Raw genomic sequence first — 22,023 nt, 5'->3', positions numbered from 1 at the left:
AAAATATAATATCAAGTGTAATAAAATATTTTTGTATATTGTTAAACTAAATATTAATTTGTATAGTGAAATGATAAGTATAAATAATTTAAATTTGCAGTTTACATAAGAAAATATTATGATAATATATAAAAAATTAGAATTTTAGGCGAATTTTAGCATCTTGGTAAATTAAAACATTTAAATACTATTGACATATACATTAACATAATATAGAATTATGTTAATATACTATATTTACGGAGTTTTTTTATGACCCCTGTTCTTCAATTAATACTAACATTTGTTGTTCCTCTATTACTTATCGGTATATATAGCGTAGTCAATAGAAAAAAAAATTACGGCAATAATAATTTTAATGAAATGTTTGCTGAAGAAAAAGCTGTTTTGGAAGGTATTGTAGAAGAAAAGATTTCCGAGGTGAGAGATAATGCTATAGACTTAGAGATAGCAGTTAAAAAAGCTGGTTTTATAAGCAAATCTATGGAAGAAGACCTTGCCAAATTAAATAAAAGAATTGAGTCATATAAAGATTATAAAGCTGCAGTATCCCAGTATCAGGAGCAGGTTGATTCTCTTGAAGAGGCTTATTTAGAAATATTAAACAAAGTAGATACTGTATTAAAAGAAAGAAATACTATAGAAAAAACTTATAAAAGAATATCCGATGTTAAAGCAAAGATGACAGAATTAGAGAAGAATGTCGGATCTATACAAGATAAATTAATTGAATCTTATAATTCTAAATTAAATGAATTTGAAAGCGAACTTTATAAGAGATTTGATGCTCTTACTACTAATCTTTTAGCCCGTGACGCCCATTACAGCACTATGGCAGAACAGGAAAAAGAAAAAATATCTGCTCTTACAGAAGAATTCAAGCTTCATGTTGCTAAAAAAGAGGAATTATTTACTAATCAGCTTACTCAGCTTGCTGAAAGAACAGCCCGTCATAATATAGAACAATTAGCTGAATTATTTGAAAAAGGCAGAGATGAGCTTATAAATAAGTATTCATCATTTGCTGATGAGATAGATACTAAATCTAAAGATATAGAAAATCGCTATGAAACTTTAAGTCAGTCTAAAGACGGACTTGAGACAGAATTAAATAATTTGAGAGATACTATACATGACAGACTTAATTCTATAACAGAGTCAAGCGTATTAGAATTCAAAGATGAAATGGAAAAAACTAAAGAGATGCTCTACTCTACCCTTAAAGAAGGACTTGAAAAAATAAGTCAGGATAAAGAGGAGTTTTTGGATTCTATAGAACAGAAAGCACATTCTTTGGAAAAATCTATAGATGATATAAAAGATAAAGCAGATTATATAAGTAAAGATTATGCAGAAAAAGCCCATCAATTAGAAAGTGAGTTCTCTGTATTAAAAGACGATATAAATAATAGATTTATAGCTGAAGTAGAAAATTTCTCTAATCATATAAAGAATGTACTTGAAAATGAAGATGACGGAGTAATAACTCTTTACAGAAATAAAACTAAAGAGCTTAATGATTTAATCATATCTATAGATGGTATGAGTGAAGAAACTATGCTTAAAGCTGAAAGCAGATTTGAGGATATAGTTAACGATATAGATAAATTGAAAGATGATATATTAACTAGAGCTCAAGATGATATGGAGTATTCTATAGATAAAGCAAGAAGCTCTTTAATAGCTGAAATCAATGAGCTTAGAAATGATGTTGAAACTGAAACTAATCTTTTAAAAGATAAAATAGATGAAACTCATTATCAAACTTCTGAGATAATATCTATTCTTAATAATAAGCAGGAAGAAATACTTGATTCTTTAAACTTACAAAAAGAATATTTGTATAAAGATTTAGAAGCACAGGCTAATGATAGAGTTAATGAAATAGAAAAATTATTTTCTTCTGTAAAAAGTGAATTAGAACAAAATATTGATTCATATATCAAAAATACTTCTTCTGATTTGAGTGCTATTGATGAGAAATTATCAAGTTTAAAAGAGCAATATGATAAAGCCTCTTCTGATATAGATACTTTAAGTAAAGATACAGAATATAATATAAAAGAAAATTTAGAAAAGCGTTTAGAGATATTGGAAAAATCTTCTGCTGAAATCAATGATTTAGTAGGAATAGCTAATGAAAAATTAGACACAGGAATAAAAGATACTGAAGAAAAAATCGATGGTATAAAAAAAGAAATATCAGATTACAGCGATGCATATATAGAAAGTTTGAAATCTCATTTAAAAAATGTTTTAGATGATTATGAACAAACAAAAATGAAAGCTATAACTGACAGTATTGATTCTGTTATAAATCAGGTTGATGAAAGCGAAAAAAGACATGATGAATTAATAAGCAATATAGAAAACTCTATTGATGAGTTTAAGAATAAAATGGATTTAGCTATAAATGAAAATGTTAAATTCAATGAGGAAAGTAAAAAAGAAGTTGTTGACATGCTTCATAATGAACTTCGTCAGGCTACAGATGCATTCGATACTCTTTTGAATGAAAAAAGAGATAGCATGAATAAAATAAAAGATGAAATTGAAGACATAATGCATAGAGTAGAAAACGGCAGAGATACTTTTGAAAAAACTATAAATAAAGTATATGAAAATGCTGAGGATAAAGAAAAAGCATTAATGTCTGATATAGAAGATAAATATAATTCTTTAGATAAGAAAATAGATGGCGTACTAGATGAAAGAAGAGCTGATTTGAATGCTATAAGTGCAGAATATAATGCTATGCTTGAAAAGTATTCTAATAATTTAAAAGATGATTATGAAGAATTAAAACATCATGCCTCTTTAATGAGTGATGAATATAAAATTCGCATAGAGAATTTAGGTGAAAGAATCAATGAAATAATTGATAATGCTAATAATATGCAGTCTATTATTGATTCTAAAGCATCAGAAATAGATTCTTATATAGTTTCTAAAAAAGAGGAGATAGATAGAAAGAGCGGAGATATATTTGCTGGTGTAGAGGAAAATGCATCTAAAAAGTTAGATGAGCTTAGAGAATTAATAGACAATGCTATAAATAAATATCAAGATGAAATAAAAGAAATAGAAACATACAGATTTGAAGAAAGTCAGAATATAATTCATGATATAGAAAATATTGGTGCTGGTATAAGAAAAGACTATGAGCAGTATACTAATATGCTTGAGGACTTTTATAACAAAGAAAAAGATTCTTTAAATGATTATGCTAATAGTCTAAAAGATGAAATAGAAAAAGCAAGAGAGGAATCTGAGGCCAAACATCTTTCTAATGAAGCTAATTATATAGATGAGTATTTAAATAAAGCATCTTTTAAAATAGATGAAGAAGTTAATCGTTTGAATGAAGAATTAAATAGTTCTTTCAATACTTTGTACAGCGGATTCTCTAAAATATTGGCTAAAATAAGAAAAGCTAATAATAAAAAAGCATTACAGTATATTGCTAAAATTAAAAAGCATGCTAATAAAGTTATATCTAATACAGCAGCAGAAGTTAGAGATAGTATAGGTTTAACATTAGAGGATCTAAGAAATGAGTTTATATCATTGAAAGATAATGTTGATGATAGATTGAGAGAAGAAACTGATAAATTAATTTCTAATAATGAAAATGTACTTGCTATATTAGATGATCATAATAATAGATTAGAGCAGATTAATGATTTAAGCAATACTATAGAAAATATTAAAGAAACTCTATTAGAGCAGATTAATGATTTAAATTCACATTTGTCTGATACTAATGAAAACTTTAATGGTATTATAGATAATATAAAATCTTCTATAATAGACAGAGATGAATTGATTGAACTTCAAAACAGTGAAAAAGAATTTTTGAAAAACCAGATAGAAGATATAAAAGAAGAATTTGAACTTTTCAAAGATCAAATGTTAAGAACTAATGAGGTAGAAATACCTGCATTATTTGATGAGGAAAAAGAAAGAATAGAAAACATGTTTGATGAGTTTAGTAAAAATTTACTTATGAGACTCACAGATAATGAAAGCGATATAAATTATATTAAAGATGTTTTATCTGAGGAAAGAAGTCATTTAATATCACAGATAGAGATTTTAAGAAAAGATGTTGATGATATAAAAGATGATAATACAGTTACAGTTTTATCAGAAGAAAAAGCTGTGCTTGAAAATTCAGTAACTGCTTTAAGAGATGATTTTGATAAGATAATTGATTTAGAAAAAGATTTTATCATTCTTAAAAATAGAATGGAAGGAATAGACAGCGGATTAAAAGATGATGTTAAAGATTTATCAGATAAATTAAGAGATTTTAAAAATAATTTGGAAGAAAAAATAGAAAAAGATTCCAGCGGATTATATAGAGATTTAGAATCACTTAATAATAATTTTGAAGCTGTAAGAAAGAATATGTCTTCTTTTTTGGATAAAGATGAAATAGAAGAATTGCTTAATAAAGAAAAAAATAGATTGGATTCTATATTTGAAAGTTTAACTTCTAATAATGAAAGTTTCAGAGATAGATTAGAAAAGCGTATGTCTTACTTTGAAGATGTATGGTCTGATAATACTAAAATCAAAAGTATATATGCTGCTGATATAAGAGAAGAAGTTGAAAATATAAGAAAAGAAGCAGATATTAAATATGATAATCATATTTCGGAATTGAAAGAAAAAATGAAGTTAATAGAGCAGGATATATATGATTGGAAAAATGGTAATTTAAATACTTTGCTTTCGCAGTTAGATGAAGCTAGAAAAGGAATAGAAGAATTTATTAATACTTCAGAAGGTAAAAAGAATCAATTTATCATTGATATGATTAATGATATAGAAAAGAAAGAAAATGAAATCTATTCTCGTATAGATGAAAAAATTTCAGAAGCTGAAAATAAACTTTCTTCTGTAGATGAAAAATTAAATAATGCAATAGGAAATAGTTTAGAAGAAATACATAATAGAATAAATGAGTCAGTTGCAAAATATGATGAAGAAATAAAAAGAATCGAACATCATAGAGAAACTGAAACAGAAAATATAATATCTGACTTGGAGGATTTAGGCAATAGCATAAGAGAAGATTATGAAGAATATTCTATTATGATAGATAAGATATATGAAGATGCTGTGTCTGAATTAGAAATTCATCTTGGAAATATTAAAAAAGAGATAGAGAGAGCAAGAACTGAAGCTGAGGAAAAACATTTAAGCAATGAGAAAAATTATATAGATGACTATTTATTAAACTATTCAGAAAAAATTGAAGCCCATGTTAATGATAAGTTAAGTATTTTAACAGAAAGCAAAGCTCAATTAGATGATATGATAAAAGAGTCTTTCAATACTCTCAATACCAATTTGAATGATGCTATGAGCAGATTTAATGAGGAAGCTAATACTCAAATATATTCTGTTGTTAATAGATTAGAAAAAGAAGCATCAGAAAGATTGAATAATGATAATAAATATATATCTGAATTAGAAGAACAGTTGAGAGCTATAAGTGTTAAAGTAGATAATGAGCTATATAATATTTCTTCAAAATTAGATAATGAAATATCTGATATCAAAACAAAATATAAAGATTTGAGTGCTGATTTTGATGAGGCATTAGATATGATAAAGTCTTCTATACTTGATAGAGATGAACTTATGGAATTACATAATTCTGAAAAAGATATCTTATCCGAGCAAATAGAAACTTTGAAATCAGAATTTGATTCATTCAAAGATGAACTTTTAAAAGCAAATGAGGAAGATATACCTACTCTATTTGAAGAAGAAAAACAAAAGATAGAAAAAGCATTTGAAGATTTTACTTCTAATCTTTTGGATAGAATGAACAATTCTGAAAATGATATAAACTATGTTAAAGATGTTATATCTGAAAATAGAAATGTATTTTTAGAAAAGATTGAGAATATAAAAAGAGATATAGAATCTATAAAAGAAGATAATACTATAGCACAGTTAGCTTTAGATAAACAGTCATTGGAGGATTCTTTCAATGTTATTAAAGATGATTTTGCTAAATTATCTGATTTAGAAACTGCTTTGTATCAATTAAGAGATAATATTGAAGATATAGATTTAAATTTCAAAGATGATATAAAAACATTATCTGACAGATTTGAAGAATTTGAGCATAAAGCAGTAAGTGATGAAAGGTTTAATAATTTATCTTATAATATAGATGAAATTAGAGATAATTTGAAAAACTCTATAGATAAATCTTCTGAATTGGAGAATAAGTTTTCATCTATAAAAGAAAATCTTTTAAAAGCATTGAGCAAAAATGAGAATATAGAAAATTTATTTGCTGATGAAGTAAAAAAATTAGATTCTTTATTTAATAATATTAAAGTAGATAATGCTGAATTTAGAGACAGATTAGAGAAGCGTATAGATTATTTTGAAGACACTTGGTCTGATATCGGAAAAATTAGAAATCTATATGCAGCTGACTTAAGAGATGAATTGGAGAGCATAAGATCAGAAGCAGATATAAAATTAGAAAATTATGTTAATGATTTAAAATCTCAAATAGAGGCTGTTAATAATGATGCTTCTGCTTGGAGAGATGAATATATTAATGGCATAAAAGAAAAAATTGATGCTATAGATAAAGACATATCCAGCTGGAAAGATGGACAAATTAATGACCTATTAGAACAGTTGGAAAATGCTAAAGAAAGCATAAAAGATTATTTGAAATCTTCTGAAGGAAAAAAAGAAGAATTCCTTTCTGATATATTATCAAAAATAGAAGATAAAGAAAATGCTATTTATAACAGAATAGATGCCAAAATAGAAGATATTGAAAACAGATTATCTGCAGTTGATGGAAAAGTATCTAATGATATAGCTAGAGGGTTGGAAGAGGTTGAGAATATAGTAAATAAAGCTATAAATAAATATAATGAAGATATTAAGAATATTGAACATCATAGATCTGAAGAAGGCAGTAAATTATTGGGTGAGATACAATCAGGATATGATTATTATTCTAAACTTATAAATACTACATATAAAGATTCATTATCATCTTTGGCTGATTATACTAATAGAATAAAAGCTGATATAGAAAAAGCTAGAAAAGAATCTGAAAATAAACATTTAAATAATGAAAAGAATTATATAGATGAGTATTTAAAAGAATATTCTGCTAAATTAGATGATAAAGTTAATGAAAAAATTAATATATTAAATGACAGTAAAAATAAATTAGATGATATGATAAAGGAGTCATTTAATACTCTAAATATTAATTTAAATGATGCTATATTAAAATTTAATGAGCATGCTGATTCTAAAATCAATAGTGCTCTTGAAAAAATAGAAAAAGATGCATCAGAAAGATTCTTCAGTTATAAAAATTATGTGTCTGAATTAGAAGAAAATTTAAGAGCTATTAGTGCTAAAATAGATAATGAGATATATAATGTATCTTCAAAATTTGATAATGATATATCTGATTTGAAAAACAAATATAAAGAATTAAATGCTGATTTTGAAGAATCATTAGATATAATAAAAAGCTCTATACTTGACAGAGATGAACTCATAGAATTACAAACTTCTGAAAAAGAACTTCTATCAGAAAGAATAGATGATCTTAAAAATGAGTTTAAAAGTTTCAAAGATGAGATATTGACTGCAAATAGAGATGATATACCTGCCCTATTTGATGAGGAAAAAGATAGAATAGAAAAAGCATTTGAAGATTTTACTAATGCTTTATTAGATAGGGTAAATGATTCTGAAAGAGATATTAATTATATAAAAGATATAATTTCTGAAGATAAAATTTCATTATTAGAAAAAATAGACAATTTGAAATCAGAAATTGAAGCTTTAAGAGAAGATGATACTATAACTCAATTAGCTTTAGATAAACAGGCTTTAGAAGTTTCTTTCAATTCTATAAAAAATGATTTCTCAAGACTAGAAGAGTTAGAAAATCATTTATATGAATTAAAAAATAATGTTAATAGTTTTGATTTAGATTTGAAAGATGAGGTTAAAAGTTTATCTGATAAATTTAATTCTTTTGAAAATAAGATCAAAGAAAATGATGATAATATAAGAGATATATCTTCTAATATAGATATTATAAGCGATAATATTGGAGATTTAAGTTCTGATATTAATGTAATTAGAGATGCTATAAATAATTCTATAAATAAATCATCAGAATTAGAGCATACTATATTAAAAGATAAAGAGGAATTAGAGAATAGATTATCTTCTATAAAAGAGAATTTGGCATTAATATCATCTAACAATAAAGTTTCAGATACTTTATTTAATGATGAGGTTAAAAAGTTAGAAAATTTATTTGATAATTTCAAAAATGACAGTATAGAGTTTAGAGACAGATTGGCTAAGCGTATAGAGTATTTTGAAGATACTTGGTCTGATAGTACAAGAATCAGAAGTTTGTATGCTGCTGAAATGAGAAATGAATTGGAAGAAGTTAAAAAAGAAACTGAATTGAAGTTTGAAAATTATCTTAATGATTTATCAAGCAGGATAGAAACTATTGATGAAAACATATCTGGTTGGAAAGATGGAAAAATTAATGAGCTTCTTTCAGAATTAGAATCAGCAAAAAATAATATAACAAATTATTTAGATTCAACAGAAAATAGAAAAGAGCAATTAATTTCTGATTTACTTTCTAAAATAGAAGAAAAAGAAAATGCTATCTATAACAGAATAGATTCTAAAATAGCTGATGTTGAAAATAAATTATCAGTTTTAGATCTTAAAGTTTCTGATGATGCATATAATAAGTTGGAAGAAGTAAAAGAAAAACTAGATAAAGCAATAATTAAATATAATGAAGATATACAAAATATTGAGCATTATAGAAATGAAGAGGGAAGCAAACTTTTAGAAGACATAAAATCAGGATATGATTACTATTCTAAATTGATAAACTCAGCTTATAAAGATTCTATATTTTCTTTGTCAGAATATACAAATAAAATAAAAGCTGAAATAGAAGATGCCAGAAAAGAAGTTGTACAAGATAATAATATAAATAAAAATTATATAGATGAGTATTTGAAAAATTATTCTGATAAATTGGAAAATCAAATTGCAGATAAAATAAATATATTAAATGAAAGCAAGAATCAATTAGATGATATGATTAGAGATTCGTTTGCTACATTAAACAGCAATTTTAATGATGCTATAGCTAAAATAAATGAAAATGCAGATAATAAAGTAAATTCAGTTATAAGAAAATTAGAATCAGATAAATTGCTTAATTATAATGAATATATTAAAGAATTAGAAAATCATTTAAGTTCAATAAACAGTAAAATAGATAATGAAATATATAATGTATCTTCTAAATTTGATAATGGTATATCAGAGCTTAGAAATAAATATGATGCTTTGAATATAGATTTTGAAGAGACATTAGATTTGATTAAGAGTTCTATTTTAGATAGAGATGAACTTACAGAGCTTCATAATTCAGAAAAAGAACTTCTAGAAAATAGAATAAATGAGCTTACAGAGCTTCATAATTCAGATAAAGAACTTCTAGAAAATAGAATAAATGAACTTGCAGAGTTTCATAATTCAGATAAAGAATTATTGGGAAGCGGAATACATGAAGTAAAAATAGAACTTGATAATTTTAAAAAGGAATTATTAGAAAGCAGATTATATGAACTTAAAAATGAATTTGATAATTTCAAAAAAGAAGTTTTAAATGCTAATAAAGATAGTATACCTGCTTTATTTGAACAGGAGAAACAAAGAATTGAGGAGGCATTTGAAGAGTTTACAAATAATCTATTAGATAGAGTTAATATTTCAGAAAGCGATATTAATTATATAAAAGATATTATTGCAGAAGATAAGCTTACTTTATTGGAACAAATAGATAATTTAAAAACTGATATAAATTCTTTAAAAGAAGATGATATATTGACCCAATTAACTTTAGAAAAAGAAGCATTGGAAGAATCATTTAATTCAATAAAAAATGATTTCTCAAAATTAGAAGATTTGGAGAAACATTTGTATGAATTAAGAGATAATATGAAAGATGATGCATCTAGTGTATATGATAAGTTTGAAAATATAGAAAAAGAATTAGCTTCAGGTTTGAATAATATTAATTCTGATATAGATAATATTAAGAATGATCTACTTAATTCTATAAACAAATCATCAGAATTAGAAAATACTATATTAAAAGATAAAGGAGAATTAGAAAATAAATTGTCTTCAATAAAAGATAATCTTCTTTCAATGACTGGAAGAAATGAAAGTATAGAAACATTGTTTAATGAGGAAGTTTCTAAATTGGAGAAATTATTTGATAAAGTACATAATGGAAATATAGAGTTCAGAGACAGATTAGAAAAGCGTATAACTTATTTTGAAGATACTTGGTCAGATAGTACAAAATTAAGAAGTTTGTATGCTTCTGAAATGAGAGATGAGTTAGAAGAAATAAAAAAAGAAACAGAAATCAAGTTTGAAAATTATCTTAATGATTTGAATAATAAAATAGATGCCATGAATGATGATATTTCTATTTGGAAAGAAAATAATATCAATGATTTATTGGCTCAATTAGAAACTGCTAAGGAAGATATATCTGCTTATTTGGATACTACAGAAGATAAAAAGAATGAACTTATCACTGAAGTTTTATCTAAAATTGAAGAAAGAGAAAATAATATTTATAGTAAATTAGATGAAAAAATAGCAGAAATAGAAAATAGACTATCAGAAACAAATTCTAAACTTAATGATGATATAGCGGTAAATTTAGATAATCTTCATAATATGATTAATGATGCTTTAGTTAAGTATAATGAAGAAATAGAAAATATTGAAAATTATAGAACTATAGAATCAGATAAATTATTAGAAGATTCTAAAAAACTTATTGAAGATATAAAATCTGGTTATAATCATTATTCTAATCTGATAAATGAAGTTTATAATAACTCTGTCAATTCTTTGAGAGATTATTCTGATTTAGTTAAAGAAGAGATGGAGAAATCAATAGAAGAGTCAAAATCTAAGCATTTGAATAATGAGAAAAACTATATTGATGATTATTTGAAAAACTATTCTGATAAATTAGATTCTAAGGTTTCAGAAAAAATTGATACTTTGAATGCTGCTAAAGATAATTTGGATAATATCATAAAAGATTCATTTAATAATTTAGAATTGAATATGCAGGAAGCTATATCTAAATTTGAAAAAGAATCTAATAATAAACTTTTAGAAGTCATTGAAAAATTGGAAAAAGATTCTAAAGCAGTTATATTTGATAAAGATGAATACAATGTTTATCTAAATGAACAGTTAAACTCTATATCTAAAAAGATAGAAGATGAGGTATCTAAAATCAATGAAAGAATGGATAGCAATTTGTCAAATATTACAGAAAAAATGGATTCTAATATAACTTCATTGAATGATACAGTTTATGGTGATATTAATTCTATAATTGAAAAATATGAATCTTTGAGTAAAGATTTTGATAGTTCATTAGAGGTATTAAAAGATTCAATATTAGATAGAAATGAATTGTTAGAAATGCAGTCTGCTGAAAAAGAGTTTTTAGTTTCAAAAGTAGATGAACTTAAAAAAGAATTTGAAAGTTTTAAAGAGGATATATTAAAAACTAATAAGGAATCTATACCTTCTCTATTTGATGAAGAGAAGAAAAAAATTGAAAATGCTTTTGAGGAATTCAGTGAGGCATTATTAGACAGAGTAAATAATTCAGAAAGCGATATTAATTATATTAAAGATATAATATATGAAGATAAGTCTTTCATCTTAGAGAAAATAGATAATTTGAAAAATGAATTGTACTCTCTAAGAGATGATGATACTATTAATAGATTAACTTTAGAAAAGAATGCTTTAGAAGAGTCATTTAATTCTATAAAGGATAGTTTCTCTAAATTAGAAGATCTTGAGAATAATTTATATCAATTAAGAGATGATATGGTAGATGTTGATATAAATTTAAAAGATGAAGTTAAAAGTTTAGTTTCAAAAGTAGAAGAACTCGACTCTAAAATCAGAGAAGATATTTCTAAAGATTTAGAAGATTATTCAAATGATTTAACTATTCTTAGCTCTAATGTAAACACATTGAATGATTATATAGAATCTATAAAATCAAATATTCATGACTCATTGAATAAATCTTCTGAGATAGAAAATACTATATTGAAAGATAAAGAAGAATTAGAAAGTAAGTTATCTTCAATAAAGGATAATATTATTTCAATATCTGGAAAAAATGATAATATAGAAACATTATTTAATGATGAAGTTCAAAAATTAGAAAGTCTTTTTGATAAAGTGAGAAATGATAATGTAGAGTTTAGAGAAAGACTTGAAAGACGAATAGAATATTTTGAAGATTCTTGGTCTGATAATTCTAGAATAAGAAGCTTGTTCTCTTCTGATATAAGAGATGAGATAGAAAATATTAAATCATATACAGAATTAAAATTTGAAAATTCTATCAATGAATTAAAAGATAAAATGGATTCTATGAATTCTGATTTAACTTCTTTCAGAGATGAATATTTGAATGAACTTAAATCAAGAATAGATTCTATGGATAGCGATATTATAAGCTGGAAAGATGGAAGAATCAATGAGCTATTGGCACAATTAGAAGAAGCTAAAAATAGTATTTCAAGTTATATCGATAATTCAGATGTTAAAGCTGAAAAAATATTATCTGATATTTTTTCAAAAATAGAAGAAAAAGAATCAAGCATATATAATAAGTTAGATGAAAAGATAAGAGATATAGAAAATAAATTATCTGATACAGATTCAAAACTTAATAATGAAATAAATACTAATTTTAATAATCTGTATAATATGCTTAATGAAGCTTCAGATAGATATAATGAAGAAATAAAAAATATAGAAAATTATAGAAAAGATGAAAAGAATAAATTGTCAGATGATTATCAAAAATTTATTGATGATATGAAATCAGGTTATGAGCATTATTCTAATTTGATAAATGATACTTATAATAATTCTTTGAATTCTTTGAAAGATTACTCTAAATTAGTAGAAGAAGAAATAGAAAGAGCCAGAGAAGAATCAGAATCTAAGCATTTAAATAATGAGAAAAACTATATAGATAAATATTTAAAAGAATATTCTGATAAATTGAATACTGAAATAGCAGAAAAAATGAATATCCTTACCGAAGCTAAAGAAGAATTAGATGATATGGTAAGAGAATCTTTTGATAATTTGGAAAGCAGTTTTAATGATGCTGTAATTAGATTTGAAGAAGAAACAAGCAATAAAGTTTTAGATGCTATTGACAAATTAGGTAAAGAAACAGAATCTGTACTATTCAAAAAATATATGTCAGTTTTAAATGAAAAGATTCATTCTGTAAATGAAAAATTAGATAATGAGACTTCTAATTTAAAAGAAAAATATGCAGATTTAAATTCTGATTTAAATAATGCAATTAATATTATGAAAAATTCTGTAATAGATAAAGATCAATTAATATCATTACATAATAATGAAAATAATACTATTATAGAGAAACTTGAAAAACTAAAAGATGATTTCCAAACTTTCAAAGAATCATCATTGAAATTTGACAATGAAAATGTTCCTGCTTTATTTGATGATAAGAAAAAAGAGATAGAGCATATATTTGAAGAGTTTACAAGTGTAGTCCTTGAAAGATTAAATATGACTGATGATGAGGTTAGCAAATTAAAAGATACTATTATTTCTGATAAGCTCAATTTATTAGAAAAAATGGATAATTTAGAAGTTGAGATAGAAACTGTTAAGAAGGATAATACAATAGAACAGTTAGCTTTAGAAAAGAAAGCTTTGGAAGATTCTTTTAATACTATAAAAGAAGATTTTGCTAAATTAGGAAATTTGGAAAGTAATTTATATCAATTAAAAGAGAATATGTCTGATGTTGATATACTATTAAAAGATGAGGTTAAGGCTTTATCAAACAGATTATCTGATTTTGAGGATAGAATAAAAGATGATATAGTAAGAGATTTAGATGAGTATTCTATAGAATTAAATAATCTCACATCTAATGTTGGTAAATTGAATGCAAGAATTGATGAGGTTAAAGAGCAGATAGAAGACAGCATTAATAAATCTTCTGAATTAGAAAATCTTCTTTCTAAGGAAAAAGAAGAATTGGATAATAAACTATCTTCTATTAGAGATGATTTAATTTCTAAATCTGAAAATAGCGATGTAATAGAGCAGACATTTATTAAAGAAAAAGAAGAATTAACTAATCTTTTCAATCAAATAAGAGAAGATAATAAAGACTTTAGATATAGATTAGAAAAGCGTATCAGCTATTTTGAGGATACTTGGTCAGACAGCGGTAAATTGAAAAATATCTTCTCAGCTGATATAAAAGAAGAATTGAATGACATTAGAAATGCCAATAATATGAAAATAGACAGTTCTATTAATTATTTAAAAGATAAAATAGAGTCTATAGATAATGATATATCTCATTGGAAAGAAAATGGTATTGAAGAATTAGTTAAACAGTTAAAAGAAGCTAGAGAAAGTATATCTAATTATTTAGATGATTCAGAGATAAAAGGAAAAGAAGTAGTATATAGTATTTTATTGAGCGGAAGAGAATATCTTGAAAAATATTTGAAAGAATATTATTCAGAATTAGAATCTAAATTATATGATAAAATGAACTTATCTAAAATAGATTTGGATAATATATTTAAATCTTCTTTTAAGAATTTAGAAACAAAATTTAATGAATCTATTACTAAAATTGAAGAATATTCAAATGATAAAATGTCAAAAACTTTAGAAGATATAGAGAAAAATAAATATGATTTAGATATTATGATAAACGATTCACTTAATATGTTAAATCAAAGCATCAATAATGCTGTATCTAAAATGATTGAGGATTCTGATGATAAGTTAAGAGATGTTATAGAAAGTTTGGAATCGCAGATAAATGATCTTATATCTAATAAGGAAGAAGAAATAGTTAATAAGATATCAGCTTATGAAACTGAACTTAAAGAGGATCAGGCTTCTTCATTAGAAGATATTAGAAATGAGTTATTAGAGCTTTATAATGAATTTAGAGATAATGTTAATTATGATGGTTTAAAAGAGATAGGAGGAAAATTAAATAATATAGAAAATTCATTATTAGTAGTTAATACTCAATTAGAAAATAAGGCAAAAGATATTTCTGATAGAATAGATTTAGAAAAAGAAGAATTATATACTTCTGTTAATAAATTGTCTTCAGAATTTGAGTATTTCAAATCTAGTATAGATGAGAGATTTAAAACTCAAGTAAGCGAATTTATATCTAATAATGAGCATATATTGTCTTTATTTAGAGAGTACAGTGAGAAAATTTCTTCAGTAACAGATATATTAGAAGATATAGAAAATGTTAAAGTATCTCTTATCGACGAGATAAATAAAGTTAAAGAAGAAATAGATAATAAGTATTCAACTCTTACTAGAGATTTTGATAAATCAATAGATGAGATAAAAGATGCAGTATTGGATAAAAATAATATACTTCAGTTCTATGTCAATGAAAAAGAATTATTATTGAAAGAAGTTGATGAATTAAAATCTTCTTTTGCTTCATTGAAAGATGACATATTGATCAGCACTGATGAAAGAGTTGAGGCTTTTATTGATTCAGAAAAATTGCGTATACAATCTGCAATAGATGATGTATTTGAAACTTTAAGTGCTAAAATCAGCAACAATGAAGATAGTATTTCCAGCTTAGAATCTTCTTTATTGGAATATAAATCTATTATATCAAATACTATAGATGAATTTAAATATGAAATTTCTTCTATAAAAGATAATCATAGTTATAATGATTTAATTGAGGAGAGAAATAGATTAGAAGAGTCCTTCAATTCTCTTAAAAATGATTTCTTAAAAATAGAGGATTTAGAAAAAGATTTATCTGTTATAAAAGATAAGGTAAAAGGTGTTGATACTAGTTTAAATGATGAAGTTATAAGACTTTCTGGTGAGTTGAGAGAGTTAAAAGAGAAATTATCAAATGAATATAATTCAGATATAACTCATGAAAATATTAATGATGTTTATGAAAACTTTAGATACCTTAATGAAAGTTTAGAATCATTTAAAGAAACAGTTATACCTCAATTATCTAACTTTAGTAAATTAGAAGATAAAATATTGGACAGCAAAGAGGAAATTTATAGAGATTTAAATGATATAATGGATTCTTTGCCTAAATCTTATGTTAGTGCGGAAGAGATATCTATATTAGAAGAAAAACTTGATAATATATTTAATAGCTTCAATGACAATATAGTATCTATTAAAAACGATTTATCTGATAATATAGAAAAAGATACTAAAGAGTTTAAAGATAGAATAGAAAAAAGAATAGAATTCTTTGAGGATGCATGGTCTAGTGAGGAGAAACTCGTAGAATTGTATGGAAATATAATATCTGATAATTTTGATGTATTAAAAGGAGGTTTGGAATCTCAATTTAATGACTCATTTGCAGAATTTAAAGATAAAATAGAAACTATGCAAAATGATTTGAATAGTTGGAAATCTTCCAGCCTTGATTCTATAACAAATACATTAGATAATGCTAAAGATATAACATCTGATAATACTGATTATTCTGAAATAAAATCTATGATAGAAATTCTTAAAGAGGATATATATAATAAACAATTAGAATTACAAAATAATCTTGATTCTAAATTAGAAGAAAGTATTTCAAAAATAGATTCATTTGATAATAGAATAAAAGACTTAGAGTATAATCAAGGATCTTTGACAGATGATTTAGCTAAATACAGAGAAAAATTATATTCTATATTAGATGATTATGATGATAAAGTAAAATCTAAAATTATTAATCTTCAAGATAGCTTAAAAACAGAAGAAAAAAATGCTTTAGATTATATAGAAAATAATATTAGTTCTATAAAAGATGATATTAGCAGTTCTAGTAAAGGTGTAGATATAAAAATAAAAGCTTTGGAATCTTATATAAGTAAGATAAATAATGAGCTTAATACCAATACTTTGAAACTTTCTAATGAATTGGCGAAAGATAAAAAAGAACTTCTTAATACAATAGATGAGCTTAGAAAAGAGGTTTATTCTAGAATAGCTGAGGAAGTATCAAGTAAAGATTCAGAGCTTTTGAATAGTTTTGAAGAGTTTAAAAATCAAATAATAAACTCAGTTCCTAATATGGATGAGCTTGCTGATCTTTTCGTATCTGAAAAAGAAGAGATAACCAATGAGTTTTATGAGTTAAGATATGAACTGCTTAATAATCAAGAAAATAATAGAAATTTTGCTAAAATGTTTGAGGAAGAAAAAGCAAAATTAATAGATGAACTTGACCATTTCAAATCAGCTGTAAGAGTTGAGTATATATCTGCAGAAGAGAGATTTGAAGAACTTAAAAAAGATTATTTGAACAACTTAAATAATCTTTTAGATGTGGAAAAGTCAGATTTGGAATCTTCATTTGAAGAGATAAGAAAAGAAATTAATAATATAAAAGATGTTTCTGTATCAAAAGAAGAAATAGAGAAGCTTATTAATAGTTATAAACAAGAAATAACATCTTCTATTGATAATAAAAAAGCAGAAATTTCTGAAAATGCAGAAGCTATAAAAGTAGATAGTTCTTATGTAGAAAAATTGATAGAGGAAGAAAGAACTAGAATAAATGAAACATTAGAATCATTCAGAAAGAATATAGAAGAAAACTACTCTACTGTTGAAGCTGTTGCTGAAGTTCTTTCTAAAGAACAGGATTCTGTTGAAGCTAAGCTTTTAAAGATGAAAGAAGATATACTTAGTGATATGCCTACTTTAGAGAATGTAAGCCAGATATTTGTAGAAGAAAAAGAGACTTTGAAAGATGAACTTAAAGAAGAATTTGTTTCTTTGAGAAATGAAATATTAGGTTCTGTTCCTAATAATAATGATTTGGCTAATATGGCTCAGCAATATGGAGCTAAGATTAGAGATGACTTCCAAATATTGGAGCAGGATTTTTCTGAAAGCATAAAAAGATATAAAGAAAATATATCTAATGAAATGCTTGGATTTAGAAATGAGTTTAATGAAAGAATAGCCAATATTAAAGATTTAGCAGAGGCTTTGCAAGATGAAAGAGATAGATTGATGGCTGAAATAGATGATATTAAACTCAAATATGAAAGCGGAACTATATATTCTGATGAAGCTTTAAATACCATAGAAGGCGACAGAGACAGACTTTTGAATGAGTTTATTAGTTTTAGAAGATCAATAATTGAACTTCTAAAAGAACAAGATGCAACTATGAATATGTTTAATCAGGAGAAAATTAATATCATTGACAGTATAGAAGCTTTGAAAAATAAAATTTCATTTGATACTATAAGCAGAGATGATGTTATTGCTATGATTGAAGATGAGAGAAAACAGGTTGCAGAAATGTTTGAAAGCATACAAAATGATTCTATGGATACTGATTTGAGATATCTTACAGATTCATTCAGAGATGATATTATAAAAGTATTTGAAGAATCTAATGATGAATTCAGAAAGCGTATAGAAGCTAGAATAGTTCATTTTGAAGATGCTTATGCTTCAGCTGATAGAATAAAAGATTTTTATAAGGATGCTATAATTTCTGAGGTAGATAGTTTAAGGAGTGATGCTGAAAAAATACTTATAGATTTAAATAACAAAGTAGAAAATACCAAAGATGAAATAGATCTATTGGAAAATGATAGATTAAAAGGTATAATCAGTAAAATAGATGAAGCAGAAAATGATATAAATTCTTTCATAAATACTATGAAAGCCAATATTAAAGAGCAGGAAAATGAGCTTAGAATGTTAAGCCAATCTCAGAAACATATATCTCAGGAAGTAGAAACTGTTCGCAGAGAGAGAGAAGTTCTTATGGATATGGTTAAAAATTCTGATATAAATATAAAAAATAAACTTGAAAGTTTAACAAGTGCTGTATCAGAAGCTGCAGATATTGCTTCATTAAAGATAGCTGAGAAAGAAGAAGCATTCAGCAATAAAGTAAAAGAAGTTGAAGAATATATTAATTCATTGTCTTATAAAATGACTGAGGAAAATAATAGTGATTTGGCTAAAGCGAGAGAAGATATTAATAATTTAGTTTCTTCTTTCAATGAATCTATAGTAAAAGAAACTAATGATTTGACACCTCATATAATGACTATAGTTCAGAATTTTATTAATAATGAGATGAAAAAATTTGAAAAATTCTCTGATGTAAGAAGTGCTATAGAAGGCATTGAAAATGATATTAATAACAAGATAACTGATGCTTTCAATAATATGAATAAAGAGCTTGAAGATAATATTATTGAATTTAGAAAGAAAATAGATACATATCAGGAAGAGTTTATCAGTGAATTAAAAATGTCTGTAAATATGGAAGGTGAAAAGGCAGTTGATGAAATTAGAACAATACATGATGATGAGGTTGCTAAATTAAAAGAGATGTATTTAACTACTGAAAAGTTCTATACTGACAGACAAGAGAAAAATCATGAGGATTTCTCAAAATTATTTGAAGAAGCGTATAAAGACTATAATGAAAAAATAGAATCTTTATATACTCAATTAGATGATACTAAACTTCAAATAACTAATTCTGTTGAAGATGTTGTTTCTGATTTGAAGCAGGCTTTAAGTATTAAAGATGAGTTTTTAACTTCTGTTGAAGATAATAAAGAAAAACTTGAAGCTGTTGAAGAGCAAATGAACAATTTACAAAATGAGTTTGCCCCTTCAGTAGAAAAATTAAAAATTATGATAGAAGAGAAAGCATTAGAATTGAAAGATAAAATCAATGAATATTCTCAGGATATAGAACTTCAAGGAGAGAAATTCAATTCCAGATTGGAAGAGTTATCTAATAATGCTAAATCTACTATAGAAAATAAAGTTACTGAATTTGATTCTATAATAGAGAATGTTTCTAGTAGAATGGATAGTTTATTAGAAGAAAAGAATTCAGAGTTTGATGCTTTGAAAGCACATTATGAAGGGCTTTCAGAGTCATTAACAGCATTAAGAGATTCTATATCAGAAGCAGTTAATGAAAGAATATCTGAAGCAAATAGTATCATAGAGGAAAATGTTCATTCTATAGAAGAGTCTGCTAATGAGAAATATGAAAAATATATAGCAAGACTAAATTCTAATTTAGAGCAGACATTATCGCTTTTGATGAATGATGCTAAGGAACATATACAGAAAGCAAAAGAAGAGATAATTAAAGCTCATACTAATAATTTAGATGAGTATGATCAAAGAATTACAAATATGAAAGATATTGTTTCTGCTTTAGAAGAAGATATAACTAAATATTCTTCTGAAATAGATGCAAGACTTGAAAGTATTAATTTAAGCTATGATGAAAAGACAAATATTATACTTAAAGATTTTGATAATAGAACTGATGATTTAAAATTAAAATTAAATGATGCAGTTGAATCTATTGACAAAATGCTTGATGTAAAAACAAATGATATTTCTTTAGAATATGAAGCTATGAAATCTAAAATAGATGGTATAGCTAAAGATATGGAAAAATATATGAATACTGTAAAAGTATTTAATAATGCTAAAGAAATGGCAGAGTCTATAAAAAATGATGTTTCTAAATTGAATGCTTTGGTTGAAGATACTAAAGCGGTAACCGTTGAAATGAACAAGACTATGTCTGAATTTGACAGCTTAAAGAAAATGCATCATGATATATTAGATTATGCTGAAAGTCTTAAAAAAGAAAAAGACAGCTTAAAGGATACTCAGGAAAAAGTAAATATGTTAATGGAAATGTCTGGTGAGATTCAAGACAGATTTGTTAATATAGCTGAAAATAATGCTATTATAGAGCAGACTGAGGAAGGAATACAGGTTGTTATAGATATAGCATCGCAAATAGAAAATAAACTTTCATTTATTAAAGATAAAGAAGAGTATGCTGATGATATATTACAGCAAATAAGAAAATCAGCGATAGAATCTAAAACTATTTTAGAAAGAATTGATAGCATAAAAGAGGCTATGGTAGAAGTTGAAGATACTAGAAAGAATTTCATGGATAAGATTTACTCTTTAGAAAGAGATATGGCTAAAATAGATAAGAATGATAAGAAAGTTCAGCTATTTATTTCTAAATTAGAAGAGCTTAATGTCATAATAGATGAAATACAAAATCAGAGAGAAAATCTTGTTCGTATGAAAAATCAGTATGATGATTATGATAATAATATCGTTAAGAATTTAAAGAGAGCTGAATATGTTGCTGGATATTTGAAAGATTTACTTGATAGTGCTGATAAATATATGTCTGATAAAGGTACTAAAACTTCTAAAAAAGGAACAACTAAAATAGATAGCAAGAAAGAAGAGTTTATAATTAGGATGTATAAAGAAGGTTGGAAACCAGATGAGATAGTTAAAAATAGTTCATATTCAAGAGATGAAGTTGAAAGAATTATAAAAGCATGGAAGGATAAGCAGTCAAGAGGATAATTTTTAAATAGTTTGATTATTATCTTTGTTAAATAGGGTCTGTAAGAATAACTTATAGACCCTTATTTTTGGTATTAACAGTAATGGCTATATTTTAATAATATGGTTTTATATTAGATTTCAAAAAATATATATCAGCATGTATAACTTATACATGTATATAGTTGTATTATTATGTAATATTTATAATTTTAATAATTGTTGATTTGATATGAAGCACAAAGTCGTATTAAAAATTAGTTCTTTTACCAATAGAATACTATTGCTGGATTGTATCATATATAAATAAAGTGCATTGTTCTGAGAACTATACGAAGTACAGATTCTCTAAAGAAAGACAGTATTTTTATATATTTTTTATATTACATTTAAAATAATAGTATTATA

1 protein-coding gene is annotated in these 22,023 nt (G+C 25.0%); it reads left to right on the top strand.

Going from position 1 to position 22,023, the window contains the following annotated elements; translation table 11 throughout:
• Positions 1 to 252 precede the first annotated feature (252 nt).
• Complete coding sequence (locus tag BFL38_RS10705; protein WP_069727027.1) at positions 253 to 21,636, top strand: SpiroCoCo family coiled-coil protein; 21,384 nt, start codon at positions 253 to 255, stop codon at positions 21,634 to 21,636.
• Positions 21,637 to 22,023 lie beyond the last annotated feature (387 nt).

This window comes from Brachyspira hampsonii (genome assembly GCF_001746205.1).
Lineage (GTDB): Bacteria > Spirochaetota > Brachyspiria > Brachyspirales > Brachyspiraceae > Brachyspira > Brachyspira hampsonii_B.
Note: the sequence above shows the minus strand (reverse complement) of the source record. Positions and strands in the feature narration are given on the sequence as shown.

Excerpts from the sequence above, each read along its gene's own strand:
- BFL38_RS10705 (WP_069727027.1), top strand. The coding sequence starts at position 253 with ATGACCCCTGTTCTTCAATTAATACTAACATTTGTTGTTCCTCTATTA.